The organism is Kitasatospora sp. SolWspMP-SS2h (assembly GCF_003259315.1).
Classification (GTDB): domain Bacteria; phylum Actinomycetota; class Actinomycetes; order Streptomycetales; family Streptomycetaceae; genus Kitasatospora; species Kitasatospora fiedleri.
In genome coordinates this window covers 1-1,426 of the sequence record NZ_QLLT01000065.1, presented here as the reverse complement: position 1 = coordinate 1,426, position 1,426 = coordinate 1, and the positions used below count along the sequence as shown (strand labels likewise).

Genomic DNA, 1,426 nt, shown 5'->3' with positions numbered 1-1,426 from the left:
AACGGCTCCGGCAACACCTGGGGCATGACCATCATGAAGAACGGCTCCACCACCTGGCCCACCACCACCTGCACCACCACCTGACCCCCACCGCCGGGGTCGCACCGGGAATTCCCCGCCGTCGAACCGTGTACACACCAGAAGAAATCGAGCACGGCCCGACGAATTCCCCGCCGGGGAAATACCGCCGCATCCGCGCCGCCCTTCCCGGGGAATTCCCACCCTCACGCCGAACCGCCCCGGAGTCCCGGCCCACCCCTCCCCGGTTTCGAAAATTTCGGAAGCGTGTTGCCGAAAATTATGCCGCACCGGCCAGCCGAGCGCCATCGAAACCGCACGCTCCGCCCTCGACGCCGGAGGTGGGGAGCCGGAAAAACCCAGCTCCACCAGTGATTTCGCCGGCCCCACCCCATCGAGGCGGCGACCGACGCATTCGGAAGTCGTGTCGAAAGCGTTGACAGCCCGTCGAGCGCCGCCCAACACTGTCGCCGTCGACAAGTCCGTACGGCCCAGGGCCCGGGCCGTACGCGCCGATCCGCGTCCGGCGCACGCCTGTTGACGCCGGATCAGGGACAGCGCGGCGCGGCACCCCCACCCACCCCTCGCAGAACGGATCCCCTCGTGACACTCCCCCACCCCACGAGCCCCCGGGCCGGCCGGATGTGGCGGCTCGTCCGCACGGCACGCGTCCTCCCGCTGGCCCTCGCGGCGGTCGTGGTGCTGCCGGGCACCGCCGACGCCGCGACCGTCACCGGCAACCAGACCGGCAACGACGGCGGGTACTTCTACTCGTTCTGGACCGAGGGCAGCGGTGCGGCCTCGATGTCCCTGAACGGCGGCGGCAGCTACAGCACCTCCTGGACCAACGCCGGGAACTTCGTGGCCGGCAAGGGCTGGAGCACCGGCTCGCGCAACCCGGTGACCTACTCGGGCACCTGGAGCACCAGCGGCAACGCCTACCTGTCGCTGTACGGCTGGACCACCAACCCGCTGGTCGAGTACTACGTGGTCGAGAACTACGGCTCGTACAAGCCCACCGGCACCTACAAGGGCACCGTCACCAGCGACGGCGGCACCTACGACATCTACGAGACCACCCGGGTCAACGCCCCCTCCATCGAGGGCAACAAGACCTTCAACCAGTACTGGAGCGTCCGCCAGTCGAAGCGGACCGGCGGCACCATCACGGTCGGCAACCACTTCGACGCGTGGGCCAGGTACGGCATGAACCTCGGCAGCATGAACTACGAGATCCTGGCCACCGAGGGCTACCAGAGCAGCGGCAGTTCCAACCTCACCGTCGGCTCCTCCACCGGCGGCGGGGGTACCGGGGGCGGTGGCACCGGCGGCGGGAGCTGCACCGCCACCCTCTCCGCCGGCACCTCCTGGAGCGACCGCTACAACCTCAACGTCACCGTCACCGGCT

1 protein-coding gene is annotated in these 1,426 nt (G+C 69.1%); it reads left to right on the top strand.

The window, feature by feature from the left end; all coding sequences use genetic code 11:
• Positions 1–660: 660 nt before the first annotated feature.
• On the top strand, positions 661–1,426 hold a 766-nt coding region (locus K353_RS33540; protein ID WP_111557245.1), incomplete at its 3' end, for a glycoside hydrolase family 11 protein.